26 protein-coding genes and 2 pseudogenes are annotated in these 24,801 nt (G+C 30.2%); 4 read left to right on the top strand and 24 right to left on the bottom strand.

Annotated elements, in window-relative coordinates; translation table 11 throughout:
• Nucleotides 1-5: 5 nt before the first annotated feature.
• Nucleotides 6-566, bottom strand: a complete 561-nt coding sequence (locus tag ACXQH5_RS03665; RefSeq protein ID WP_001044917.1) for a tyrosine-type recombinase/integrase — start codon at nucleotides 564-566, stop codon at nucleotides 6-8.
• A 158-nt stretch (nucleotides 567-724) separates the two neighbouring features.
• Between ACXQH5_RS03665 and sroA the strand changes: the two genes are divergently transcribed.
• The 4 genes from sroA to sarA all read left to right on the top strand — a co-directional run bounded on the left by sroA (nucleotide 725) and on the right by sarA (nucleotide 3,615).
• Nucleotides 725-928, top strand: coding sequence for a sigS mRNA-stabilizing protein SroA (gene sroA, locus ACXQH5_RS03670; protein ID WP_000036088.1), 204 nt, complete (start codon nucleotides 725-727; stop codon nucleotides 926-928).
• 16 nt (nucleotides 929-944) lie between these two features.
• Nucleotides 945-1,169, top strand: coding sequence for a DUF2922 domain-containing protein (locus tag ACXQH5_RS03675; RefSeq protein ID WP_000169042.1), 225 nt, complete (start codon nucleotides 945-947; stop codon nucleotides 1,167-1,169).
• Between the two features lie 194 nt (nucleotides 1,170-1,363).
• A complete protein-coding gene (locus ACXQH5_RS03680) occupies nucleotides 1,364-2,293 on the top strand; it encodes a DMT family transporter (protein ID WP_001824079.1) in 930 nt (309 codons plus the stop codon).
• A gap of 947 nt (nucleotides 2,294-3,240) precedes the next feature.
• Nucleotides 3,241-3,615, top strand: a complete 375-nt coding sequence (sarA, locus tag ACXQH5_RS03685; RefSeq protein WP_001018677.1) for a global transcriptional regulator SarA — start codon at nucleotides 3,241-3,243, stop codon at nucleotides 3,613-3,615.
• A 252-nt stretch (nucleotides 3,616-3,867) separates the two neighbouring features.
• On the opposite strand, the gene ACXQH5_RS03690 is transcribed toward sarA, so the two are convergent.
• The 23 genes and pseudogenes from ACXQH5_RS03690 to ACXQH5_RS03800 form a co-directional block, all read right to left on the bottom strand.
• The gene (locus ACXQH5_RS03690; protein ID WP_001045420.1) at nucleotides 3,868-4,656 is read right to left on the bottom strand and encodes an alpha/beta fold hydrolase; all 789 of its coding nucleotides are present in this window, start codon (nucleotides 4,654-4,656) and stop codon (nucleotides 3,868-3,870) included.
• 168 nt (nucleotides 4,657-4,824) lie between these two features.
• Complete coding sequence (locus tag ACXQH5_RS03695) at nucleotides 4,825-5,541, bottom strand: hypothetical protein (protein WP_001222132.1); 717 nt, start codon at nucleotides 5,539-5,541, stop codon at nucleotides 4,825-4,827.
• A 161-nt stretch (nucleotides 5,542-5,702) separates the two neighbouring features.
• Nucleotides 5,703-6,209: an SA0570 family protein gene (locus ACXQH5_RS03700; RefSeq protein ID WP_000735555.1), complete on the bottom strand. Its 507-nt coding sequence runs from the start codon at nucleotides 6,207-6,209 to the stop codon at nucleotides 5,703-5,705.
• A 135-nt stretch (nucleotides 6,210-6,344) separates the two neighbouring features.
• Nucleotides 6,345-7,145: an alpha/beta fold hydrolase gene (locus ACXQH5_RS03705; protein WP_000362965.1), complete on the bottom strand. Its 801-nt coding sequence runs from the start codon at nucleotides 7,143-7,145 to the stop codon at nucleotides 6,345-6,347.
• The gene (locus ACXQH5_RS03710; RefSeq protein WP_000365354.1) at nucleotides 7,129-7,848 is read right to left on the bottom strand and encodes an HAD family hydrolase; all 720 of its coding nucleotides are present in this window, start codon (nucleotides 7,846-7,848) and stop codon (nucleotides 7,129-7,131) included. The genes ACXQH5_RS03705 and ACXQH5_RS03710 overlap by 17 nt, the downstream gene beginning before the upstream one ends.
• Nucleotides 7,849-7,902: 54 nt before the next feature.
• A complete protein-coding gene (locus ACXQH5_RS03715; RefSeq protein WP_000143689.1) occupies nucleotides 7,903-8,853 on the bottom strand; it encodes a FecCD family ABC transporter permease in 951 nt (316 codons plus the stop codon).
• A 150-nt stretch (nucleotides 8,854-9,003) separates the two neighbouring features.
• Nucleotides 9,004-9,783, bottom strand: a pseudogene (locus ACXQH5_RS03720) (ABC transporter substrate-binding protein); the annotation flags it as partial.
• 417 nt (nucleotides 9,784-10,200) lie between these two features.
• Entirely contained in the window at nucleotides 10,201-10,836 is a 636-nt protein-coding gene (locus tag ACXQH5_RS03725) for an endonuclease III domain-containing protein (protein ID WP_000901752.1), read from the bottom strand.
• A 265-nt stretch (nucleotides 10,837-11,101) separates the two neighbouring features.
• On the bottom strand, nucleotides 11,102-12,763 hold the full coding sequence (argS, locus tag ACXQH5_RS03730; protein ID WP_001021155.1) for an arginine--tRNA ligase: 1,662 nt from the start codon (nucleotides 12,761-12,763) through the stop codon (nucleotides 11,102-11,104).
• On the bottom strand, nucleotides 12,760-13,176 hold the full coding sequence (locus ACXQH5_RS03735) for a YwiB family protein (RefSeq protein ID WP_000359043.1): 417 nt from the start codon (nucleotides 13,174-13,176) through the stop codon (nucleotides 12,760-12,762). The genes argS and ACXQH5_RS03735 overlap by 4 nt, the downstream gene beginning before the upstream one ends.
• A 274-nt stretch (nucleotides 13,177-13,450) precedes the next feature.
• Nucleotides 13,451-14,461: an alcohol dehydrogenase AdhP gene (adhP, locus tag ACXQH5_RS03740; protein ID WP_057504531.1), complete on the bottom strand. Its 1,011-nt coding sequence runs from the start codon at nucleotides 14,459-14,461 to the stop codon at nucleotides 13,451-13,453.
• A gap of 498 nt (nucleotides 14,462-14,959) precedes the next feature.
• A complete protein-coding gene (locus ACXQH5_RS03745) occupies nucleotides 14,960-15,481 on the bottom strand; it encodes a YwhD family protein (RefSeq protein ID WP_001788287.1) in 522 nt (173 codons plus the stop codon).
• A 27-nt stretch (nucleotides 15,482-15,508) separates the two neighbouring features.
• Nucleotides 15,509-16,804 (bottom strand): HD domain-containing protein, encoded by a 1,296-nt coding sequence (locus ACXQH5_RS03750; protein WP_000180234.1) that lies wholly within the window; start codon nucleotides 16,802-16,804, stop codon nucleotides 15,509-15,511.
• Between the two features lie 39 nt (nucleotides 16,805-16,843).
• A complete protein-coding gene (locus ACXQH5_RS03755; RefSeq protein ID WP_000477504.1) occupies nucleotides 16,844-17,320 on the bottom strand; it encodes a GNAT family N-acetyltransferase in 477 nt (158 codons plus the stop codon).
• A gap of 169 nt (nucleotides 17,321-17,489) precedes the next feature.
• Nucleotides 17,490-18,026, bottom strand: coding sequence for a flavodoxin family protein (locus tag ACXQH5_RS03760; protein ID WP_000633786.1), 537 nt, complete (start codon nucleotides 18,024-18,026; stop codon nucleotides 17,490-17,492).
• A 209-nt stretch (nucleotides 18,027-18,235) separates the two neighbouring features.
• On the bottom strand, nucleotides 18,236-19,174 hold the full coding sequence (locus ACXQH5_RS03765; protein ID WP_000808897.1) for an aldo/keto reductase: 939 nt from the start codon (nucleotides 19,172-19,174) through the stop codon (nucleotides 18,236-18,238).
• Between the two features lie 270 nt (nucleotides 19,175-19,444).
• Nucleotides 19,445-20,066 (bottom strand): annotated as a pseudogene (locus tag ACXQH5_RS03770) (DUF443 family protein).
• A 22-nt stretch (nucleotides 20,067-20,088) separates the two neighbouring features.
• Entirely contained in the window at nucleotides 20,089-20,205 is a 117-nt protein-coding gene (locus ACXQH5_RS03775; RefSeq protein WP_031845074.1) for a hypothetical protein, read from the bottom strand.
• A 56-nt stretch (nucleotides 20,206-20,261) separates the two neighbouring features.
• The gene (locus ACXQH5_RS03780) at nucleotides 20,262-20,891 is read right to left on the bottom strand and encodes a DUF443 domain-containing protein (RefSeq protein WP_000882152.1); all 630 of its coding nucleotides are present in this window, start codon (nucleotides 20,889-20,891) and stop codon (nucleotides 20,262-20,264) included.
• A gap of 74 nt (nucleotides 20,892-20,965) precedes the next feature.
• Nucleotides 20,966-21,586 carry a DUF443 domain-containing protein gene (locus ACXQH5_RS03785; protein ID WP_000882160.1) on the bottom strand — a complete coding sequence of 207 codons (621 nt, stop codon included), beginning with the start codon at nucleotides 21,584-21,586 and terminating at the stop codon, nucleotides 20,966-20,968.
• A 174-nt stretch (nucleotides 21,587-21,760) separates the two neighbouring features.
• Nucleotides 21,761-22,384, bottom strand: a complete 624-nt coding sequence (locus ACXQH5_RS03790) for a DUF443 family protein (protein WP_001838664.1) — start codon at nucleotides 22,382-22,384, stop codon at nucleotides 21,761-21,763.
• Between the two features lie 36 nt (nucleotides 22,385-22,420).
• Nucleotides 22,421-23,062, bottom strand: coding sequence for a DUF443 family protein (locus ACXQH5_RS03795; RefSeq protein WP_000882172.1), 642 nt, complete (start codon nucleotides 23,060-23,062; stop codon nucleotides 22,421-22,423).
• Between the two features lie 3 nt (nucleotides 23,063-23,065).
• On the bottom strand, nucleotides 23,066-24,463 hold the full coding sequence (locus ACXQH5_RS03800) for a T7SS effector LXG polymorphic toxin (protein WP_000020806.1): 1,398 nt from the start codon (nucleotides 24,461-24,463) through the stop codon (nucleotides 23,066-23,068).
• Nucleotides 24,464-24,801: the final 338 nt, after the last annotated feature.

The raw sequence follows: 24,801 nt of genomic DNA on the forward strand, positions 1-24,801 counted from the left end.
TGTTTCTATAATTGTAATGAAATATAAATACTATGTTCACACTCATTTTCTAAACCGATAAAATTTAGTGTTTCAATAGCAGATTGATGCCCTAAATACTTTTGAATGACTGGTATAGGTATACCTTTTTGATAAGCATGATATGCAAATGTCTTACGCAATGTCGTTAGTCCTACATTCTCTATGCCAGCTTCAATTGATGCTTGATGAATAATTCGATATGCTTGCTGTCTAGATAATACTTGATTTGTTCGTAGTGATTGAAAAAGAACGTCTTCATTCGAAAGACTCCTGTCCTCTATATATTGAAGTAGTTCTTTCGATAATGTTTCTGGTAATTTAATTTTAATCAACGAATGAAAATGTGCTTTACACATTTCTGATAACGTACACTTTTCAATTAGTCTATTAACTTGAGAGACTGTAATTGTTAATAATTCTGATACTTTCAATCCACTATGTATAGCTAACTTAAAGAATAAATAGTCACGTTCAGATTTTATCTTGAGCGCTTCATACATTTTAACAATATCATCATTAAATTTAATCGCTTCTACTTTATTCATACCTCAACCTCCCCTTGCCTTAAGTGTCTTAATCATAGCTATTTTATATTTTAGTTACATATATCTATTACCTTTTTTATAGATTTTAAACATAGAAAATAAAATTAGCCATTTTATTATTTTATTTCGATATATAGTGTGAAAGGAGGTTTTAAAATATGAGTAAAATAAACCACATCACTATTGTATTATCATTTACAAAAGTAGACGCTAACGGCAAACAAACAGAATTTAAGCGTCGATTCGCCAACATTAACCCTGATGCATCAAACGACCAAATTAAAACATTCAGCAAACTTATTGAGCGACTTACTGGGGAAACATATAGCAATATCGAACTCATCAAATCTTTATCAATTTAATCAGGAGGACATATTCATGACTAAAACACTTGAATTAAGTTTTAAATCTTCACTAGACAAGCCTGTAAAACTGCAATTACCACAATTAAACAACGTAGTGACCGAGCAAGTTGCACGTGATAGTATGAATGCATTAGTAGATTTAAATATTATAAAGTCAAATAGTGGTACCATCACCAAAGTACATTCAGCTCAAATTATTGATAAAACAACAACTGTTTTATTTGAAGATAAGAAATAGATATAAAGAAAACGCAATTAATTTAGTATAAATACTAACACCCTAGACTTTCATCATGATTGTCTAGGGTGATTTTGTTTTGTTAATGTCCTGCTTTTTTCAACATTATTATAAATGAGTTGTATATTTTCTCTATAATGATAATGTATACATATGATTTTATTATTAACTTTGGAAAGTGAGACTTTATTCATATGCTTCTTTTCTATATCATTGGTGTCCTAGTTGGAATGCTTATTCCTATCCAAACATCTGTCAATTCAAGACTATCACTGTATACTAAATCGCCTTTCTATACTTCATTCATTTCATTTTCAGTTGGTACTATATGCTTAATCGTCTTAAATATTTTTATAAATCCTGACGTTTTCTCATTACACTTTTTTAGTAATCAAACATTCGACTATACTTGGTTCGTTGGCGGATTACTCGGTGTTGGCTATTTAACTGGCAATTTATTGTTATTGCCAAAATTAGGTGCAACATTAACTGTAATTGCAACAGTTGCGGGTCAAATTATTATGGGTGTCATTATTGATACATTTGGCTTATTTGGCGCTACAATTCATGATTTTAATTTAATTAAAGCAATTGGAGTATTGTTACTCATTATCGGCATCGTCATAATGAATCAATTTAACAAGAATAATTTATTACTAACTGATCAAAGGTATTTACTGTTTTGGCTTCTCTTAGGCTTTATTTTTGGTTTCTTTCCACCTATTCAAACGACAATCAATAGTGCTTTAGCAAGTCATACTCATTCACCAGCCTTTGCATCATTAGTATCATTTACAATTGGGTCAATAACGCTATTGATTTTAACCGCTATTTTTAATCGTTCTTTAAAACTAAAAACAAGTCATTTAAAATTCGGTAAATTAAAACCTATCTATTTTACTGGCGGTATACTTGGCATGGCTTTTGTAACAGCTAACATTATCTTAATGCCTCATATGGGTGCAGCATTAACAACACTTATTGGGATGTTTGGCCAGATTCTAATGGGAATATTGATAGATCACTTTGGATTATTTGGTTCACCTAAAATAGCAATGACATCCAGAAAAACTATTGGTCTATTATGCATTTTGACAGGCATTATACTTTTAAGATTATTTTAATTTAACATTCAGCTTATCATTTTAACTTGTAATTATTTTTAAAAGTGATAAGCTATTTTTTTGTGGTCTAAATTAGTTTTAATAAGTATTAATATGGGTAGTATGCTTTGACACAACAAATTTTAATTTAGCAAATTCGATAGTCAACTCATTCTTAAGACCTAAATTAATGTTATTTTTTAATAATTTACACCAAATTAATAGCAAAAATTATGTTATTCGTGCTAATATTTCATAGTTGGTTATTAAATTAATTAAAAATAAGTCAAAATGTACAACTTTAATTCATTCATTGAGTCGACTTTAAAGATTGAAGATGCTTTAAATTATGAACCATAATCGTACTTTCTAATATTGATTACTTGTTATCAATCGGATTACTATACATTTACTTTAAAGTGCTATAGTTTTACTTTTGTCATTAAAATAGTGTATTTTCCTTATCATTAAAACTGCACTGGGAATTACTAAATTAAAAAAATTATAAAAATTTTTCTTTTTTAGTGATAAAAGTTCGAAAAATGGGTATAAATATTAGAAGAAGTTAACTTGAAAGCGTTAAGCTATGACAAAGAATCACTTTAGATACACATTGAATATCGAAACATTTAATTGCGCTAAATCGTTTCATTAAATAAATTACCTTGTATTGACGATTAAATTAAGGTAAATTATAAAAAATGCTGATATTTTTGACTAAACCAAATGCTAACCCAGAAATACAATCACTGTGTCTAATGAATAATTTGTTTTATAAACACTTTTTTGTTTACTTCTCATTTTTAATTAGTTATAATTAACTAAATAATAGAGCATTAAATATATTTAATAAAACTTATTTAATGCAAAATTATGACTAACATATCTATAATAAATAAAGATTAGATATCAATATATTATCGGGCAAATGTATCGAGCAAGATGCATCAAATAGGGAGGTTTTAAACATGGCAATTACAAAAATCAATGATTGCTTTGAGTTGTTATCAATGGTCACTTATGCTGACAAATTAAAAAGTTTAATTAAAAAGGAATTTTCAATTAGCTTTGAAGAATTCGCTGTATTGACATACATCAGCGAAAACAAAGAGAAAGAATACTATCTTAAAGATATTATTAATCATTTAAACTACAAACAACCACAAGTTGTTAAAGCAGTTAAAATTTTATCTCAAGAAGATTACTTCGATAAAAAACGTAATGAGCATGATGAAAGAACTGTATTAATTCTTGTTAATGCACAACAACGTAAAAAAATCGAATCATTATTGAGTCGAGTAAATAAACGAATCACTGAAGCAAACAACGAAATTGAACTATAATTTTGTTTAGCGCAATTTGGTGAAGTTTGATAGATGATACATTCTATTAAACTTCCTTTTTTTATGCTCTTTTTACCTAATTGTTAAGAGGTTTTGCACTAATGGCACTTAATATAAGGAAGATAGCCGCTTAACGAGCAGTATATATATCAAATACATTTCAAAAAAAGCTGATTACTATCAAATAATTAATAGTAATCAGCTTTTTCACATTGCCTAAGGACTTTATGCCCTAGGTTTATATATCAAATATTATGATACGCTTTTTAAGAAATTTAGATAATAACTTAGAAATGCTTCTGGTTCTTCAATATGCGGTGCATGTCCTGAATGTTCGAAGATTTTTTTCGTTACATTTAAAAAATGCGCTTCCAATTTAAAATGATTCTTATCTTTAATCAAAGGATCATGTTCCCCATTAATTAACAAAGTAGGTACACATGTACGTTTTTTTAAATACATAGGTTCATCTTTATGCAAAATTAATGAACGAATTGCCACCGCACTATCATCCTCAGACTTAATGCTATATATTCTTTGTTTTTGATACCATTTCATCGTCTTCTCTTGATTTCTAAACAATTTAGAAAATAAAAGAATATACGCTTCAGACTTATTAAAACCCGCTATATCATCTTGATATTGAATTAACAATTGAGTAAAGCTGTGTATTAAGTCATCTTTCTTCGATGCAATGGTAGTTAATGATTTTACACGATAAGCATATTTATCTGTAAATAACTTAGCAACTACCCCACCTAAATCATGTCCTAGAATATGTGCCTCATGAATATTTAACTTCTCCATTAGAATTTTTAAATCCTCAACGTGATCGTTTAAATCGTATGATTCACTTTTAGAAGACTTGCCATGACCTCTTAAATCGTAAGTAAGTACTTTATATGATGATGCTAGTTGATGTTGCAAATCTTCAAATCCAGCTAAATTACCATCCAAGCCATGAAGTAATATTATAGGATCCCCTTTACCTTCAATTTGATAAGTTAATTGGATTTGAGGATTAATTGTGACTTTATTCATTGTGACACCTCCCTCAATAAACTATATACCCAACCTTCATTCTATATACGCTTCCATTTTATAAACAATTTTTTAAAATTATTTATAAATTACAAAAAGTTATTCCAACAATAAAAAAACTATTCATCTCAATTAATACAATTAATCAAGTGAATAGTTTTATCATATTTATAATCTTGTACGTGAAGATAATCTAATTGTGAAATATATAACAAGAATTACTAATAATATCCATATAATTAATGAAAAAATCTGGGCTGATTGTGGATTATGAATCATTGCATCGACGGTTTTTTGACAAAACAATAAGCCGATTCCTGAAAACTCAAGTCGCTTATAAAATATGCCGGCAATAACTAAAATAATACCAATGAAAAAGAAAAATTGATGTCCAAAATTTGTAATTGGTATAACGCCCCAAGTAATATTAAATGCTTGTAATATAATTAATAACAAGGATATGATAGCGATAATTGTACCCATAATCATTTCTATTTTATTACTCCGCAAGTAATTCTTTTGAGACACCCTTAGGTATACAACAATAGTCATTGGAAAAATCACTAAACAATAAAATAGACTCATTCCAGTAATAGCTTGAAACTGAACATACTGTTTATCATATAAATAGGATATGAGAATGAAGTTTATAATAAAGAAAATAACTGGATTCATTTGTAAAGCAAACAAATTCCTTTGAATCATTAATATGATTTGTGCTGGAGATTTTCTTTTATATTCAATATAATCTTGATCTTTCTTTTCAGAATTTTTTATATCAGTAATTACTTTCTCTTTAATATCATCAATCAAATGCGGTGATAAACCTTTATGATTAAAGTAATCTTCTATATTTTCTAGTAAAATTTTATCGTTAATACGCATTGGTAGTACTCCTTTAAAATGAAACATCTTTATTTATTGTATTGGTTTAATATCCCCTTCGCAAATCATAAAAATTAATATTCACTGTATTATGCCATGTAATAAAATAACCGACAAGTATTGCGATTTAACTTGTCGGTTAAGCACGATTAATTTAATTATTATTTTTCCAAATCAATACGATATAATTTTATGTTTTTATCTTTTGGTGCTGAGGCAAATTGATAAGTCGTTTTGCCTTTTTCAATATATCCAAAATTACCAGCAACTTTGCTATATTCCGTATGTGTTACTGCTTTGCCAACATAATTTTTAACAGCTTGATATGTTGGACCATTAGCATCATTATACATCATTGAAATATGAGTTACTTTACCATTGTTTTTCTTACCATCAGTAGTTACTAATAACATACCTTTTTTAGTATGGAATTCGTAATAATGTTCAGTTCCATCTTCATTGTAAGAATACATCGGATTTTTGTACTTAGTTAAAACATCTTTAATAGATTCGCCAATTTTCACATTTTCTAATGACTGATCACCCTTAATTAATTGTTTAACAGTATCAATAGAGTTGCCACTTGCTGCTTCGGCACTAGTGTTCGCTAAGCCTACTCCCATTACAACAGAACATGCAATTATACTTGCCGTTAGTAGCTTTTTCATAAGCACTCTCTCCTTTTATTTATATCGTCTTGTGCTCACAACCATTATACAACAATCATTTCTAAAACAACAGTCATATTACAATTATATTACAAATAATAATTACTACTTTTATATTTCACTTATCACTAAAAATTAAACATGCTTTTCATCGTGATGTTTGTTGATAAATGCAGCTGTATCTTCGACGAATCTTTCTTGCTCTTCAACAAATGGGAATGCACTAGATTCTTGATATACTTCAAAGTCCACATTTTGGATTAAATCAGCTACTTCTTTAGCTTCTAATCTTGTTGTTCTTTCACCGAATTCTCCTGCAATAATTTTTGTCGGTACTACGACATTTCTATAAGTTTGAGAAATATCAGCGTTTTTGAATACCTCTTTAACTGCTTGAATTTCTTCTTTAGTTGAAATTTCATTTGTATCTACGACATGTTTGAGGAATCGGTTCATTTTTCTCGGACGATAATACTTACGCTTATTTAAAAATTTATCTTGTTTTTCAGGATCCCAGTTTCGAATAATATGGGCATATTTTCTAAATAAACGTTCTTCCGGTAATTCACCTTCAATAGATGTTGGATTTACCAACATAAGTGATGATGTAAATTCAGGATAACGTACTGAAATATCCGCACCAATGATTCCACCCATTTCATGGCATACAAATGCAACTTCTTCAATGTATAGATATTTAAGTAATTCAACAATGTCATCAGAAAAATCTTTTATTTCAATGTGACGAGGTTTATCAGAATAGCCATGTCCACGTAAATCAATTAACACAACTTGAAATGATTTTGCTAATTCTGCTGCTAATTTATTAAACACAGAATAATTATCAAGTACAGTATGAATCAATACGATAGGATAGCCTTCACCTAATGTACTGTAATGTATCGATGTTCCATCTTTTCTAGTAAATAGATCCATAATTTTCTCCTTTATTATCATTTTTTATTGGTAAAATGGTTAATAATTCTTCCACTGTTGTAATTGTAAAATCAACTTCTTCTTCGAGTGGTTCAATTTCAGCATCTTCTTGTTTATACCATACACTAACCATGCCCATAGCTCGTGCTGGAGCTACATCATTTAACGCATCATCGCCTACATACATAATTTGCTCAGGTAATACCCCTAGTTGATCAATCATATCTTCAAAAATTTTAGGATGTGGTTTACGAAAACCAACTGTTTCTGATGTTGATAAATAATTAATAACATGCATCAAACCAAGTGAGTGTAATCGAAATTGTTTAATCTTAGATTTACCATTTGCGATTACACCAATTTGAAAGCCTTTTTGCGATAGCTTTTCTAGTGTATATAAAGTATCGTAATAAGGAAATACATAACGATAAAAATGCATTTCAAAATCATTAAATAAGTCTTTCCAAGTTAGCCTATCTACATGGAAACGTTTAATGATTTCTTTATATAAATCAGGTTTATCATTATCTTCATCGTCATCTAGCTCAATAAATGCTTTTTTAAAATCTGCTAGTTGAACATGAATTAAGTAGTCATGAAATCGTTCATATTGCTCTTCGATAAATTTCTCTCGAGATTTAACTCTGTCCAACAACGTACCTTCTAAATCAAATACAACTGCTTTAATTTGATTCAAATCCATCGCTTATGCCCTCTTTATGTTTATAGTTATTTTTATTTTAGCAAAAGTCATGTGCTAGTGTAACCGTTTCGACTGCGATATTAGCATGTAAAATAACACTGGTATACCAATTAATGCAATGATAATACTTGCCGGTATTTGTACTGGTGACAATATATGACTACCAATAAAATCTGCCACAACCATTATTTGTCCTCCAATTACAATATTCAAAGCCAATTGTCTACCTAATGATTGTTTCCACTGCCATTTTCTAATGAGTTGTGGTATCACCATACCAATGAATCCAATGATGCCAACATATGCGACATTTATCGCCGTTATCATAGAAGCTATACATAACGCGATATATGTAATCAATTGAACATTTAAGCCTAGCGACTGACTTTTTAGTTCTCCTAATTGCAATAACTTTAGTTGATTAAGAATGATAAATATACCAAACAGTGCAATGATAAATGTGATTGCTATTATGGATACATTTGAGTATTCTGCATCACCAAAACCACCAAACAGATAATTGGCAATTGTATTTAATTTGCAAGGTTTTAATAAAATCAAAAAATATAGAAGTGAATTGAATAATGCACCAATCATTAAACCACTTAATATTAAGATTCTAACTGGATATCCTTGGCTCAATACCGACGTAATGACTAATACAGTTATTAATGTTATCAAACTAAATGTTATTGAAAATACAGGAATCCATAACGTTGATAATCCTAAAAATAATGCTAATCCTGAACCAAATGTAGCACCGCTTGCCAATCCTAACGTAAAGCTATCTGCCAATGCATTATTTAAAACTGTTTGAAATATAAGACCTGCAACAGTTAATATCATACCTGTCAACAATGCTTCTAATAATCTCGGTAATCTAACATTGATTAAAATAGACTGGTTAAATACATCATTGATATCCCCCAACTGCCAAAATAGATATATGCTAGTTGTTATAATCAATATGACTATCCAGCTCAATAATACTTTATTAAATGTCATAGCATTCTCTTTTCTTTCATCGATAATTACATTTATTATAGCAATCACATACTCGCGTTGCTATCATTCACTAAATATATTTTAAAAACCCCTTATCTCAAACATGTAATTTTTACTACATGTAGCAATAAGGGGCATAATTAGAATGGTTTATTTTCTATAAATTGCATCTCTTAATTCTTTTAATCCTTCATCAATACGTGGACCTGGTCTTGACACTTCATCACCATTTACAACTTCAATACGTGTATTCTTGACAGCATTAATTTTATTGAATCCACCTCTTTTTTTGATGATATCCATATAATCTGATCTTGTCTTAGCTTCCGTCGAAATTAATATATCTGGGTTCTTTTTAATAATACTTTCCTTCGTTACAGGGTTCCAACCATTAATGTCACTATAAACATTTTGGGCTTCTAATTTTTCTAACATATCATTGAAAAATGTATGCTTCCCTGCTGTATATATTTCAGGCTTTGATGAAACCTCAATAAATACTTTTGATTTTTTATGATGAGCAGGAATTGAATCTATGACTTTATCGATATTATCTTTAGTTTCCTCAACAAGTTGTTCAGCCTGCTTATCATGATGCGTTAATTTCCCAATTTGCTTAAATGTGTTGTAAGTTTCATCAATTGATTGTGCATCTTTAACATACACTACTTTGATGCCTTGTTTCTCTAATGATGACAATACTTTATTTGCAGTTGCCTTTTGCGACTCATGCGCAAGAATTAGATCTGGCTTTGCCTTTAAAAGTTCCTCTTTATTTAGATTCAAAGCATCAAATTGTTTCTTACCCTTTTTCACATCTTTTGGATAATCATCAACCGTTGAAACACCAACTATGTATTTACCTAATCCTAATTCATATAAAATTTCAGTATTACTAGGCATTAACGAAACAATTCTATGGTACGGCGATTTAGACGAGCCATTATCATCGCTACCTTGTTTATCATTATCTTTCATACCACAGCCACTCAGAACAAGCATAAAAATCAAAATAAAAGCAATTAACGATTTCTTCACATTATCACATCTCCTTTTTAATCCCACTTTTCGCTTTAGCGATTAGAGGGATTTATGCAGTTGTGCGGTAGCATTCAACTGCGTTCCCCTTCGCTTTAGTGATTAGAGGCTTTTATGCAGTTGTGCCTTAGCATCCAACTGCGTTCCTCTTCATCTTTAGCGATTAGAGGGATTTATGCAGTTACTGCACAAACAAACAACTTTTTTTCTTTATATGCTTCTATTTATTATATAAGTCCACATACTAAAAGAAAATAGTAAATTATTTTTTATATTTCATATAAACTCATCTATCTAACTTCACAGCGTTTACTTTTTAAAGTAAGGTTCTAAAAAATCATAATTCTTTATATCTTTATCTCTAAAGTAATGTTTACCAAATACATCTAACAGAGCATGAAATTCATTAGCATCTTGATTTGTAAAATGATTTGGTAATGTGACTACTTTTTTTAATTGATCATAACTTTTAGTGTTTTCATATCCTAATTTATCATATATTTTTCTTGTATAGCTATCTGGAATAAATTCAATACGTCCGAATATATAAACAAGTAAGACATCTGCTGTTTCACTTCCAATACCTTTCAAAGATAATAATTCTTTTCTTAATTCAGCTTTATATCGCTCATTAATCTCTTGATAATTGAAATGATGTCGTGCTAACCATGTTAATAATGTTTTAATCGTCAGTGATTTACTTTTATAAAAGCCACTTGAATGAATCAATGATTGTAACGTTTCAATAGGTAGTTCTAATATATGATTTGCATTAAAATGCGTGTGCTCTTTAATTTGATTCAATGCAATTTCTGCATTTCGCCATCTAGTATTTTGAACCAAAATTGCACCTAACATCATTTCAATGTCATTATCAGCAGGCCACCAATTTTGAGGTCCCATATGCCTATATAACAATTTATACAATTCATCAGTTCCTAACATTTACATCCTCCTTTTAGAGCCCCTTGAGCTTTAGCGATTAGGGGCTCTTATGCAGTTGTGCGCAAGCAAACCAACTGTATTCTTTAACCCCCTTGAGCTTTAGCGATTAGGGGCTCTTATGCAGTTGCTGCGCAAGCAAGCCAACTGTATTCCTTTAACCTTATTCACATACTAAGCATTCCCAATATGTCACATACCTAATAAAAAACACTCCAACACAAAGTATCTTTCGAGAAACTCTACGTTGGAGTGTATATAAATGTTCTTACATTGATTCAGGTGCGCTTACACCGACCATTGCCAATGCATTTTTCAATGTAATTCTGACCGCTTCAATCATAGCAACATGTGCTTTTGTTTTTTCAATATCATCTGTTAACACTTTTTCAGCATTATAGAATTTATGGAAATGAGAAGCTAAATCTTGAATATAATTAGTAATTCTATGTGCTGATCTATGCTCAGCAGCACTTTCAATTGTAGGTTCGAAATCAGCTACTTTTTTCAACAATTCAATCGCTTTTTCATTTGTAATCGTTGTAAAATCATTCGTAGCAGCTACCTCAATTCCTTGCTCTTTCGCTTGTTTTAAAATTGAACAAATACGCGCATGTGCATATTGAGCATAGTAAACTGGATTGTCTTGAGATTGCTCTTTCGCTAATTCCATATCAAAATCAAAGTGACTATCAGGACTACGCATAGTTAAGAAATAACGTGCAGCGTCAACGCCAACTTCATCCATAATTTCTCTTAATGTAATCGCATTACCAGTACGTTTACTCATCTTCACTTCTTTACCATTTTCCATTAAACGAACCATTTGCATGATTTGAATTTCTAAACGATTACTATCTACACCAAACGTTTCAAGAGATGCTTTCAAACGATTAATATAACCATGATGATCAGCACCAAATAAATCGATTAAAATGTCATTACCACGTTTAACTTTATCGAAGTGGTACGCAATATCTGGTAAGAAATACGTATATGTACCGTCATTTTTAATTAATACTCTGTCTTTGTCGTCTTTAAAATCAGTTGTACGTAACCATGTAGCGCCATCAGCTTCATACGTATAACCTAATTCTTTCATTTTTGCTAAAACTTCAAGAATTTCACCTTTTTCATATAAAGATGTTTCACTAAACCAATTATCAAAATGCGTATTGAACTCTGCTAAATCATTTTTCAGTTTAGCCATTTCGTATTCTACGCCTAATTTTCTAAATTCTTTCAAACGTGCTTCTTCAGAATAATCTTTAATTTCAGGGTGTTTCTCTGCTAAATCTTTGCCTATTTCAATAATATCTTTGCCATTATAGCCATCTTCTGGCATTGAATAACTATTGTCACCTAAAGCTTCAAAGAAACGTGTTTCAATCGAACGCGCTAAGTTAGTAATTTGATTACCAGCATCATTAATATAATATTCACGTGTTACATTATAGCCAGCTGCAGTTAAAATATTAGCTAAAGCATCACCAACTGCTGCATTTCTAGCATGACCAATATGTAAATCTCCTGTAGGGTTAGCTGAAACATACTCAAGCAATACATTTTGACCTTTTGATTCATTTACATATCCAAATTGACCACCTTTTTCAATTGCTTCAGGAATAATTGCTGTTAAATACTGATTATCTAAGTAAAAATTAATGAATCCTGGACCAGCAATGTCAATTTGTTTTACATGTGCTTTTTCAGTGTCTAAGTTATCAACAATCGCTTGAGCAATTTCACGAGGATTACGCTTTGCAATCTTAGTCAGTACCATCGCAATATTAGTAGCATAATCTCCATTTTTTGTATCTTTAGGAACTTCAATTTTAATATCAGGAATCTCATCTGCTAATCCTGCTTTGTTAATACTTGCTGCAATTTCTTCTACTAATGTTTGTTTCACTTGATCAATAATATTCATTCGCCTATCTCCTTATAGTTAATTTCATATTGATAAGAACCCATTTTTTCATTATCTTGATATAATTCATAATGAATCTTTAACTTGCCACCGTCTCCACTTACGAAATGTAAAATGCGTAATGTTTTAACTTCTAGTGGAATTCGTCCAGCCGATATATCGTAAAAAGTTGTTGTCGTTTGTCCTTCAACAAAATGCAAATTCATATTAATGTCGCCTTTACGAATCAACTTAACGCTATCATCATCCACTTTTATTGTAACATTAACTGTTGCATCCTCAATTTGTTCTACATACCGAATAAAGTTAGATTGCCTTTGTTGCCAAGTTCCTTCAGTAGTAAATTCAAATTTTTCTTTTTCGTTGTGCTGTTTCAACACTTGCTTTGTATGAATATTTACTTTTTTATCCAATTTACTACTCACCTTAATCTTCGCATAATAGAAATATTATAGCATAAAATAAGGTCATCTTGTTATGCCTTCTTAAAGCTAAATAGGTTCATTTAATTAACAATTCCATACTTAATCAATACTTCATATATTTAAGCCATTTTATAAAATACAAACAACACCTCAAAACCAAAAAACACGAGATTTTCACCATCTTACATGAAAACCTCGTGTTTGATTATAATGATAGTGTTTAGAGCACTACCTTCTTTATCTATATAGTCAGTTGATATTTTTAAAATTTAATAACCATTCTACCAGTTATAGTACCATTTTCCATTTCTTCAAAAATATCATTGATTTCTTCTAATTTTCTTAATTGAACTTTAGGTGTTACTTTATTTTCAGCAGCAAATTCAAACGCTTCACGTAAGTCTTGTCTTGTACCAACAAGTGAACCTACTACTTCAATACCATCAAGCACTAATCTTGGGATATCTAAGTTCATTTTATCAACAGGTAAACCAACAGCAACAACTATTGCACCAGCTTTTACAACATCAACCGCTTGGTTAAATGGCGTCTTAGCAACTGAAGTTACCACTGTTGCATCTAATCCTTTGTTATCAGTTAATTTCATAACTTCTGCAACTGGATCAACATCTTTAGAATTAATAATAGCATCTGCACCTAATTCTTTCGCGAATGCTAATTTATCATCATTAATATCGAAGGCAACAATTTTAGCCCCCATAACGTTTTTAGCATATTGTAAAGCTAGGTTTCCTAAACCACCTATACCAAAAACACCTAACCATTGTCCAGGTTTTACATTACTTACTTTTACAGCTTTATAAGTTGTCACACCTGCGCATGTAATAGAAGACGCTGCTGCTGGATCTAATTTTTCAGGTACTTTCACAGCATAGTCTGCAGTAACAATAACTTGTTCAGCCATTGCACCATCTACTGTATAACCAGCATTTTTCACACTACGGCAAAGTGTTTCACGACCTGTTGTACAATATTCACATCTTCCACAGCTTTCGAACATCCAAGCGATAGACACACGGTCTCCAATTTTTAATGATTCTACATCTTCTGCAACTTCGATGACTTTACCAATACCTTCATGACCTAAAGTAACGCCTGTAACATCACCAAAATCAGCATTCTTAACATGTAAATCGGTATGACAAACACCACAATATTCCGTTTGTACCAATGCTTCACCAGGTTTTAAAGCTCTTAACTTTTTGTCCTCAATACTTACTTTGTGATCTTTCGTTACAACTGCTGCTCTCATAATAATGTCCTCCTTATAGTCACTCCAGTATGTATGATATTAATTGGCGATTACTTTCAAAAATGAAAACGAATAATTATAGATGTAATTTTTATTTGTAATAGACGCCAGATTAAAATATACTACTGTGACTTTGTTTTTAGTTAGATATCAACCGTTAACTTTTAACGTTTCCCTAGTTAATATGTTAAAAGAAATAACATAATCGATATGCTAACGTGTAATTTTTACTTCACATATATTTATTTAAAGATAATTTATAATACTCTTATCTTCACTCTTATTATAATGTGAATTAATTCACAAAGTATATAGCTATGATCAAAAAAATGTGTCAGTTATTCAAATTTTTTATTAACTACAGATTAATTTAATTTCAAAAAAATTAAAAAAACTCCCAATCAATCTAAGACTTTATTTTCACCTCAAGATTTACGTCGTCATTGAGAAATGAATCATATCTTTATAGATTAATTGGGAAATTTTAGTTTCTAATATTTAATTAAATGCTTGATGTAAAGCGTCAGAAGAATGCTTCCACATACCTTCATCATGGTTCATTAAAAAGTCTTTTAAAATAGCTTTATTCTCGTCACCAATTTGATCAATGATAATATGATGTTTCATTGATTTATCCATCATATTAACATGTTCAGGCATACTTTTATAACCACGACGAATTGCTTTATTCACTAATAAATAGCACGCTGTTAAACCAGCATAATATGGTCCTTGTTCATTACGTTCTGTTGTTACCCAACACAACCAATATTCTTTAGCTTCATCGCCTTCAACAGCAGCTTTATCAGTAATCCATTTCACGCCTTTTTCAACTTTGGCGCGAGCATGCATGCCTCCAATATCAATAAATGCTTCTTTGTTAGCAACATCGATAAAAACTGGTGCAATATTGTCTAAGCTAATCGAACCAATATTTGTACCTTTATGACCATCTAGAGGGTCATTTTTTATGATATTAAAATTAAAGCCTTTTTTCTCAGACAATGATATAACCTCCATATTTAACGATAACAATTTTAGCCCTGTTTAATTAAGCTCATTAATCAAATTTTCAATAGCTTCTCTAATTGTCTTATCTTTAATCTTTGCAACCATTTCTCTAGGATAATATAATTTATAGTCTTGGCGATTAATGCCTGTAATACTATGAATGACTAAAGATTGATTGCTTATTTCTCTAATCGTACCATCTTGTCTCAATAAATGAATCGGTTTGCGATTTGACCCCGGTCGATCATAGTCATATGGCAAATCCGAAAATGCTTCACTCACAAAATAATAATCTGGATTAATACCACCTGCTTCAAACAGTTCTTGCAGTTCTGATATTGTAATAATTGAGCCATCAAATGGAATATATTTAAATAAGTCTCGATTAATAAATCGACTTGCTAAATCACTTAAAATAGCATCATCTTCTTTTGTCCATTTTTCCAAATAATACGTAACTACCGCTTCATCGAGTTCAACATATTGTTCAATCGTAACTGTCTCTTCAAAAAATGGAATAAAATCATGTGGATGCAACTTAAATTCATAGCCTTCATTATAAAGCTGTTTTGCGCGTTTCAAACAATTATTAAGCAGCACTTCTCCACCACGACTAACTGGGTGGAAATAAATTTGCCAATACATTTGATAACGACTCATAATAAAGTTTTCAACTGCATGCATACCACTTTCTTTGATTAGTACTTCATCTTTAGAAGGTCGCATTAATCTTAAAATACGTTCCATATCAAAAGCACCATATGATACACCTGTGAAATACGCATCACGTTGTAAATAATCCATTCTATCCGCATCGATTTGTGAAGAAATCATCGAAATGACCAATTTATTATGATGCGTTTTATTAATTACTTCCGCAACTTCTCTTGGAAACTCAGGCGACACTTTACGTAATACAGCATTCACCTCAGTATCTCCAGTAATAATCGCTTGTGTGTATGCTTCATGGTCTGTATTAAATATTTTTTCAAAACTATGTGAAAATGGACCATGTCCTAAATCATGTAATAATGCAGCACATAATGCCAACGGTCTATCTTTATTGTCCCATGCATCATGACCAATAAATGACTCATCAATTAATCGTCTAACTATTTCATACACACCTAAAGAATGTCCAAAGCGACTATGTTCTGCTGTATGAAAAGATAGGTACAGTGTTCCTAATTGTCTAATTCGACGTAACCTTTGGAATTCCTTAGTTTTAATTAAATCCCATATCAATTGATCTTCAACATGAATATATCGATGTATCGGGTCTTTAAAAACTTTTTCTTCTACTAATTTTAAATCTACATATGCGTTAGTCATTATTCCCCTCCTTTTCGTTTAATATAATATTTAATTTACTTAAAATGCTTTGTACATAAGTGCTAAGTCTAACTTTTCGCCATACATTTCTGGCTCATAAGAGCGTAAGATTGTAAAACCTTGCTCTTTATAGTAAGCTACTGCTTCTTCATTTTTATTATCTACTTCTAAGTAAACACCTTCAAATTTATCTTCAAAACGTGATAATCCTTCATTTAACAATGCTGTACCATAACCTGTATGTTGCGATTCTGGTTTAACATAATGAGCTGATAAATATAATTCTTCACCGTAAATAAAGTTAGCAAAGCCAACGATGTCATTACCTTCTTCAACGACTAAGAATAATTGTTCTTGAAGTCTTTTCTTTAAATGATGTTCATTATATGAAGCTTCTAACAAGTGATTAACTGTTGTCGCAGCGTATATATTTAAGTATGTATTAAACCAAGCTTTAGTTGCGACATCTCTAATTTGAACAACATCTTTTTCAGTTGCTTGTCTTACCTTGAACATGACTTTCTCCCCTTATTAACAAGTTTTAATAACGGCATTATACCACAACTTGCTCAATACTTAATAAACAATGATTGTCTATTCAATTTATATATTTATATTTTCCGTTAAAATTAAAAATAAAAAAATAACGAAGCAAAAAATCACTTCGTTTAGTATGAGGTATGTCTTATTGCAATATACTATTCCACTCAGTTGCACGTGCTAAGGCATAGTTGTCTTTCATGATGTCACCAGGCTTTTCAGCAGTTCCAATAATATAACCATTTAAAGTGGCACCTAAAAAGTCTAAACTATATTTCATTTGCGTAATTGCTGGCTTCGCTTTTATTTTTGGACAATCTCCACCAACTAAAATAACTCTAAAATCCTTTTCAGCCATTTGTGCCTTAAAATTAGGATATCGTTTATCTTGTAATGTTTCTGACCAATGTTCGATAAATGCTTTCAATGGTGCTGAAATGCTATACCAATACACTGGTGATGCAAAAATAATTGTATCACTAGCCAATATTTTATCTAGAATCGGCAAATAGTCATCGTCATATGAAGTAATAGTCTCTGTTGTATGTCTCACGTCACGTATCGGTTTAAACTGATGTTGTGTCACGTCAATCCATTGATACTCTAAATCTTGCAAAGCGAATTTTGTTAATTGTGCAGTATTACCGTTTGGTCTACTCCCACCAAACAAAACAGTAATCATTTTAGCCTAACCTCACTTTTGATTAATAAATATCTGTGCTTTTCGTTACCTAATTATACTATCATAAGCTTTGCCTACCGGATAGTAAAACGCTTACAACTTTTATATAAATTTGACGAAATTTCGTCATGCCTTATATAACGTCGTTTGTGATACGGGGCTAATTCATGATGAATTAGATACATATGTCACCATTAAATACAATTCATTTAGTCTTCAATTGGAAACAGTTCATCGATATATTGAATCTCATCATCTGATAAAACGATATCTGCAGCTTTAATATTTTCAATGACTTGTTCTGCACGTTTTGCACCAGGAATAATCACATCAATAGCTGGTCTCGTTAAATAAAATGCTAATACAATGTTCGCAATTGAAGTTTGATGTGCTGCAGCTAGGCTTTCCAAAGCTTTTACGCGACGCACATTTTCTTCAAATACACCTGGTTTAAAATCACGACGTGTAGTACGATGGTCACTAAATTTAGTGTTCTCATCATATTTTCCAGCTAAAATACCGGATGCTAATGGGAAATATGGAATAAATGTGATTTGGTGATCAACACAATATTGTAATACTGCCTCATTTTCGCGATGCAATAAATTATATTCTAACTGTACAACATCAACGTAACCATCTTTATTTGCTTCTTTAAGTTGATCTAATGTGAAATTTGATACACCAATAGCTTTAATCTTCCCTTGTTCCTTAAGCTCTTGTAATGCTGCAACTGCTTGATCTTTCGGAGTGTTGTCATCCGGAAAATGAATATAATATAAATCGATATAATCAGTTTGTAGACGTTTCAAACTATTCTCAACTTGTTGTTTTAAATATTCAGGTTGATTGTTCTGATGTACTTCTTGATTTTCATCAAATTCATGAGACCCTTTCGTAGCAATTTTAATTTGTTCTCGAGGATATTCTTTAACAACTTCTCCAACCAATTCTTCAGAACGTTCTGGTCCATAAATATATGCCGTATCTAATAAATTAATACCATGATTAATGGCTTGACGAACAACATCTTTTCCTTGTTCTTCATCTAAGTTCGGATATAAATTATGCCCACCTACTGCGTTCGTCCCAAGTGCGATTGGAAACACTTCAACATCAGATTTACCTAAGTTTACAAATTGCTTCATTAGACCCAGCTCCTTATCTTTATAACTTTTCCACTATCACACTACCATGATTTAATACAACTTCCAAATGTTAGAATTAGGGTTTGAATTTAGGCGGTGTATTAGAAAAACGTTATGTAGAACTCAGTTAAAATAAGTATTGCTTTAGTTGAAATTCACATAGCGCGATTGCTCGTTAGCCTTTAAATTACATGTACTTTTGAATCAGAAATTGAAAAATCATTTAAGAACGACAACATTAAAGCCATTACAAATTCAATTTGGTAATTTCTATTGGTTTTTAAGTATGACATGAATGTTTTTATCTATAATTAAAGCTATATTCACTAGAAAAAAACCATTATAACTGCAATCCAAGCAAAATATACTATTATGTTTTGATAACTCATTGATAATAGAGCATATGAGAAAATAACTGTCCATAAAATAAAAAAACATATATAAACAATGTGAAACAAAAATTTTTTAGTGTTGGTATTAAGATAATTTTTGACCTTTTATTTTTAGTATTATAAATATTTAAAGATGATTTTTTAATTAGGCGTACATAAAATGTTAAAATCCCTATAAATGTGATGCAACATATGGCAATAACTAATTTTCTATCAAGTTGAGTGTCAAGTAAATGTGTATACTTTCTTAATGTAACTGCGAATAAAGCAGAGATACCTGCAACTGGCCAAAAAACATTCTTTTTAGCAGGTTTAACAATATTTAAATTTTCAAACTCTTCTCTACTAATTTTGACATATTCTTTTGGGATGAACCAATTAATAAATGGAAAAAATAAACTAATCCAAGTGCTTATTATATCGATCATTAAGTACTCATCATGATATTTAATAATTCTATATTTTGGGTTTTTATTGATGATTTTAGATTCGCATAGCATTGATTATCAATTCCACCTTATTCTAATTATTTTTTATTTGAAGAGTGGCTAACATAATATAATTAGTTATTAATTCGCTTTTTATAACTTTGGCTTTTTTATTTCCCTGTTCTAAGATAGCTCCTCGATTTAAAATCATTGCTTTTTATGGACCAACATTTAAGTATCCGATACTACCTAAGTTAATCAATTTTACTACTTATTTGTTTTTAAAATAACATGAATATTTTTATCTAAAACCGATGACATATTCAGTAGAAAGAAGCATGCAGTCATGCCAATTAAAGCAAGAAATTCTATTATATTTTGAGGGGATGAAGTTACTAACATACTCAGAGCCATTGTTGACAATCCACCAAAAAATATATAAGCAAAAAAAGATAAACAAATATTTTTAAATGTAGGTATTAATATGATCTTTTCGTTATTACTTTTATTTTTATCAAAAATATGTAACTTCAATTTTGTATTTATATATATAAATAATGCGAAAACACCTAGAAGTATCATACAGCATGTTAATATAACTATTTCTTTTTCTAAATGGATATTAAGCAAATAAATATATTTTCTTGTTAAGGTTGTTAATAACACTGCAAATCCTGCAACAGGCCAGAAAGTATTATTTTTAGCGGGTTTGACAATATTTAAACTTTCAAATTCTTTTCTACTAATTTTCGCGTACTTTTTGGGAATAAACCAATTAATCATGGGCAAAAAATAAGCAATCCAAGTACTTACTAAATCAACCATGAAATATTCATTATTGTATTTAATAATTCTATATTTAGGGTTTTGATTAATGACTCTAGATTCGCAAAGCACTGTTTATCACTTCCTACTTTTACTTAGTAATCTTTATTTGAAGAACGGTTAACATAATATTGTTAGTCATTTTTCTACCTTTTTATAACATATACTTTTTTATTGACTACCAAAGCTACATTACTAAGTAAGAACATTATTACAAGCATAATCCAAGTAATAAATAAAATGATGTTTTGAATACCTTCTGTGATAAACATATAAAAAGCAAGTATGCTTATACCACCAAAAATAATATACGAAAGAAGCATTAAGCATAAATTTTTAAAAGTTGGTATTAAAATTATCTTTTCATCACAGTTATTTCTATCATAAACGTTTAACTTAGATTTCGAATTAATATATAAAGCTGAAAGGAAAACCCCCAAAAGTACGAGACAGCATAAAATATTCACAGCAATTTGATTAATTTGTATATTTAACAACTGTATATATTTTCTCGTCAATACTGCCAATAAAACTGATCCCCCACCTGCTATCCATCCAGCTGAGCTACTATTTTTCGGTGTAAATGTATTTAATTCTTCAAACTCACTTTGACTAATCTTAGCAAATTTCTTAGGTACACCCCAATTAAGCATTGGAATGAAAAAGAAAATCCAAGAACTAGTTACATCAATCATTAAATACTCGTTCTTATATTTTATAATTTTATATCTCGGGTTCTTATTTATATTCCAGGACTCACATAACATTTTTATCTCGCCCACTTCATACCTTTTTAAGTTCAAACAATTAATCAGCTAATCTCATGAATTTAGAATATTGAATATATTGCTAAGTTAAAATATTATTGTTTGATATCCTTTATAATATGCGGATTTTTATAGTTTCTGTTATAACTCAGTTGACTTTGAATTTAGCGTTTGCTAATGCTTTTTAAGTATGACATGAACATTTTTATTACCTATCGAAGCCATATTCACTAGAAAGAAAAGCATTGTCATTATAATCCAAGCAAAATATACTATTATGTTTTGGTAACTCATTGATAATAGAGCATATGAGAAAATCACTGTCCAAAAAATTAAAAAAACATATCCGAACAATGTGAAACAAAAATTTTTTAGTGTAGGTATTAAAAAAATTTTTGACCTTTTATTTTTAGTATTATAAATATTTAAAGATGATTTTTTAATTAGGCGTACATAAAATATTAAAATCCCTATAAATGTGATGCAACATATGGCAATAACTAATTTTTTATCAAGTTGAGTGTCAAGTAAATGCGTATACTTTCTTAATGTAACTGCGAATAAAGTAGAGATACCTGCAACTGGCCAAAAAACATTCTTTTTAGCAGGTTTAACAATATTTAAATTTTCAAACTCTTCTCTACTAATTTTGACGTATCTTTTGGGGATGAACCAATTAATAAAAGGAAAAAATAAACTAATCCAAGTGCTTATTATATCGATCATTAAGTACTCATCATTATATTTAATAATTCTATATTTTGGTTTTTTATTGATGATTTTAGATTCGCATAGCAATACTTATCACTACCATTCCTTTGTTTATTATTCTTATTAAAATTTTTCAATTTCATTTGATTTAAATAATACATGAACTTTATTGTCATATAGTGAGCACATATTTAAAAATAAGAAAAACAGAAATATTACAAACAAAGTTATAAATAATATTATATTTTGAACTTCAATCATCAGTAACATATAAATAGTAAATAATGAACCACCACCTAAATAAATATATAAAACTATTGATAAACAAAGACTCTTTAAAGTGGGAAATATGATTATCTTATTGCTTTTATTTTTGTTTTCATTATAGATTTGTAACTTTAACTTTTGATTTAAATATAGAAAAAACAGAAAAATACCTAGTATTATGATGCAACAAATTAAAATTACTATACTATATTCATATTTAACGATAAATAAATGGGAATACCTTCTTAACATAACACCAAATAAGACCGTACTTCCTGCCACTGGCCAAAAAGAATTGATTTTAGTTGGCTTCACAATGTTTAAAGTTTCAAAATCTTTTTCGCTGATTTTGACGTACTTTTTTGGAATCAGCCAATTAATCATTGGGAAAAAGAGTGCTAACCATGTGCTTACTAAATCAATCATCAAATATTCATCTTTGTATTTGATAATTTTATATTTGGGATTTTTATTAATATTTTCAGTTTCACAAAGCAATATTTACCAGCTCCATTTCATAGGGTTTATATGATCAGAAATACTTTTTGTAGCTTGACCAACAACATTCCCAACACTATCTATAGCTTTTTCTGTAGATTTTTTAGCAACATCGATACCGTCGTCTATTTTATGTCCTACCCAGTCTGCTTTATCCTTTATACCAGCTATATTATTTTGATAAGCCCAATCTGTTATAAATGTAAAAAGTGTACCTACAGCAAAACCAGCTAATACTGTCCATCCAACCGGATTAGTCGCGAGTGCTGCAGTAATAGCAATTCCAGCACCAGTACCTATTCCTGTAGTTAAAGCATTATGCGACAACGCCTCACCAAATGTTTTATCATCATTTGCAAGATCATCATACATACCTATACCAAATCCTACACCTGCAACACCTTTGCCTAGGTATTTTCCGCCTTTTGCAAATTTACTACCATTTTCTATAAACACATTACCTGATGTACGTTTGACTTCCACAAATGAATTTGGACCGGCTGGGCCTTTCACTTCACCTGCTGTATTGATAAATACACCGAATTTACTTGCATTTATACCGCCTTGCTCTAAAAGTGTTGACGTAATATCTAATCCTATATCTCGTTTAATACTATCTTTATTGTCATTTATATATTTCATTATACTTTTCGGGATATCGTCTTCTGGATGTTCTTTGGCATATGCCTTTATAACAGCAAAGTCTGCTTTATTTAAAGTTTCTTTCTCTGCTTTTTGTTCAATTTTCCCCATAGCAACTTTCAAATATTTTTCATGACTTGCTTTGGCCCAATCAAGTTCTTTGCCTGAAGGAATATTAAATTGATTTGTTGAAAAGTTCCAAAAATTCTGCGCTTGGGTAAGTCCTTGTTGGACAATTTTTTGAAATTCTTCAACTTCTTTAAATATTTCTGGTGATTTTTGATTAAACTCACGCAATTTGCGTAGCTTCTCTTCTAATTCATGTTTTTGTTGACCTAATGTTCGTATTATTTGTTGGTTCGATGAAATGGCTTGCTGATTATCGGAAGCATGCTTTTTCAAATTGTTATTCAAATTTTCATATCGCGTAATTTGTTGACTTAATGATCTGATATCTTCTTCAAGCTCTGATTCTTTTAAAGATATGCTATCAACCTCACTCGTATAACGTGACACAAAATTATCGCAAGCTTGCTTCGTTAAATCACTCAATGTTTTCATACTTGTTGATAATGGAATTAACACCGTACTAAAAAATTGCTTAGCTGACGTATAAGCTTTACCTTTAAGCGCATCATCATTGATAAATTGAGTAATTGCTTTTTCCAACGCATCATAATTTGAATTCATTGTTTGACTCAAATTACCCACACTTGAAGCTTGGTTTCGAGATCTGTCTAAATACATGTCAATACTCATCGGCATGCTCCTTTTTCAAAAATATATGATTTTCAAACTATTTATAATTAAATGCTTTTTACATCTATAAAGTTGTAAAATTTTAAAACTCGGCGATGATTATTTCTTATGTAAAGGAGCCTAGATGCAGGTAAATTGAGATAACATGTCGCCTTTTTCTTATTTTAGCATATGGATATAATGGTGTCTTTGTATATTCGCAATTAATCAATAAAAATTATCTTTCAATATTTTAATTTTATTGCTACAACATCCTTAACCTAATATATATTAATATCTCAAAATATATTTACGATTTAAATATGTCACTAGTTGTTAAAAGTACTTCCTCATCATGC

The sequence above is a fragment of the Staphylococcus sp. SA22 genome (genome assembly GCF_054165785.1).

What these genes read in the sequence shown, in the direction of transcription:
- ACXQH5_RS03695 (WP_001222132.1), bottom strand. Translation starts at nt 5,541, where the DNA reads ATGCGTATTAACGATAAAATTTTACTAGAAAATATAGAAGATTACTTT.
- sarA (WP_001018677.1), top strand. Translation starts at nt 3,241, where the DNA reads ATGGCAATTACAAAAATCAATGATTGCTTTGAGTTGTTATCAATGGTC.
- ACXQH5_RS03750 (WP_000180234.1), bottom strand. Translation starts at nt 16,804, where the DNA reads ATGACTAACGCATATGTAGATTTAAAATTAGTAGAAGAAAAAGTTTTT.
- ACXQH5_RS03755 (WP_000477504.1), bottom strand. Translation starts at nt 17,320, where the DNA reads ATGTTCAAGGTAAGACAAGCAACTGAAAAAGATGTTGTTCAAATTAGA.
- ACXQH5_RS03765 (WP_000808897.1), bottom strand. Translation starts at nt 19,174, where the DNA reads ATGAAGCAATTTGTAAACTTAGGTAAATCTGATGTTGAAGTGTTTCCA.
- ACXQH5_RS03690 (WP_001045420.1), bottom strand. Translation starts at nt 4,656, where the DNA reads ATGAATAAAGTCACAATTAATCCTCAAATCCAATTAACTTATCAAATT.
- ACXQH5_RS03725 (WP_000901752.1), bottom strand. Translation starts at nt 10,836, where the DNA reads ATGTTAGGAACTGATGAATTGTATAAATTGTTATATAGGCATATGGGA.
- ACXQH5_RS03680 (WP_001824079.1), top strand. Translation starts at nt 1,364, where the DNA reads ATGCTTCTTTTCTATATCATTGGTGTCCTAGTTGGAATGCTTATTCCT.
- argS (WP_001021155.1), bottom strand. Translation starts at nt 12,763, where the DNA reads ATGAATATTATTGATCAAGTGAAACAAACATTAGTAGAAGAAATTGCA.
- ACXQH5_RS03775 (WP_031845074.1), bottom strand. Translation starts at nt 20,205, where the DNA reads ATGATTTTAAATCGAGGAGCTATCTTAGAACAGGGAAATAAAAAAGCC.
- adhP (WP_057504531.1), bottom strand. Translation starts at nt 14,461, where the DNA reads ATGAGAGCAGCAGTTGTAACGAAAGATCACAAAGTAAGTATTGAGGAC.
- ACXQH5_RS03745 (WP_001788287.1), bottom strand. Translation starts at nt 15,481, where the DNA reads ATGGAGGTTATATCATTGTCTGAGAAAAAAGGCTTTAATTTTAATATC.
- ACXQH5_RS03675 (WP_000169042.1), top strand. Translation starts at nt 945, where the DNA reads ATGACTAAAACACTTGAATTAAGTTTTAAATCTTCACTAGACAAGCCT.
- sroA (WP_000036088.1), top strand. Translation starts at nt 725, where the DNA reads ATGAGTAAAATAAACCACATCACTATTGTATTATCATTTACAAAAGTA.
- ACXQH5_RS03760 (WP_000633786.1), bottom strand. Translation starts at nt 18,026, where the DNA reads ATGATTACTGTTTTGTTTGGTGGGAGTAGACCAAACGGTAATACTGCA.
- ACXQH5_RS03715 (WP_000143689.1), bottom strand. Translation starts at nt 8,853, where the DNA reads ATGACATTTAATAAAGTATTATTGAGCTGGATAGTCATATTGATTATA.
- ACXQH5_RS03785 (WP_000882160.1), bottom strand. Translation starts at nt 21,586, where the DNA reads ATGTTATGTGAGTCCTGGAATATAAATAAGAACCCGAGATATAAAATT.
- ACXQH5_RS03700 (WP_000735555.1), bottom strand. Translation starts at nt 6,209, where the DNA reads ATGAAAAAGCTACTAACGGCAAGTATAATTGCATGTTCTGTTGTAATG.
- ACXQH5_RS03665 (WP_001044917.1), bottom strand. Translation starts at nt 566, where the DNA reads ATGAATAAAGTAGAAGCGATTAAATTTAATGATGATATTGTTAAAATG.
- ACXQH5_RS03705 (WP_000362965.1), bottom strand. Translation starts at nt 7,145, where the DNA reads ATGGATCTATTTACTAGAAAAGATGGAACATCGATACATTACAGTACA.
- ACXQH5_RS03800 (WP_000020806.1), bottom strand. Translation starts at nt 24,463, where the DNA reads ATGAGTATTGACATGTATTTAGACAGATCTCGAAACCAAGCTTCAAGT.
- ACXQH5_RS03710 (WP_000365354.1), bottom strand. Translation starts at nt 7,848, where the DNA reads ATGGATTTGAATCAAATTAAAGCAGTTGTATTTGATTTAGAAGGTACG.